The following is a 288-nucleotide window of genomic DNA, read 5'->3' on the forward strand; positions in this document are numbered from 1 at the left end:
CGCCCCGGCACCCGTCCCGCAGCCGTGGCCCGATGACGAGGACGACGACACGGCGGGCGCGGGTCTGCCCGGCGCCGCGCTGCCGCCGCAGTTCACGCCGCAGCCCCGGGCCGCACAGCCCCTCCCCGCCGAGGCGCCCGACTCCACCCAGGGCCGCGCCATCAGCGTGCGCACGCTGGGCCAGGGCGTGCCGTTCGTGCGGCAGGCCGCGCAGGTGCAGCAGCCGACCGCGACCCCGCCCCCGCACGCGACCAACGGCAGCGGGCGGCGCCGCAAGCTGGGCACCCC

Annotated in this window: 1 protein-coding gene; it reads left to right on the forward strand. The window is 80.9% G+C overall.

Annotation, left to right across the window (positions count from 1 at the left end; all coding sequences use genetic code 11):
* Nucleotides 1-288: hypothetical protein (locus GT030_RS26780; protein WP_237522844.1), on the forward strand; the 288-nt coding region annotated here is incomplete at both ends.

This window comes from Streptomyces sp. SID1328, from assembly GCF_009865595.1.
GTDB classification, from domain to species: domain Bacteria; phylum Actinomycetota; class Actinomycetes; order Streptomycetales; family Streptomycetaceae; genus Streptomyces; species Streptomyces griseoluteus.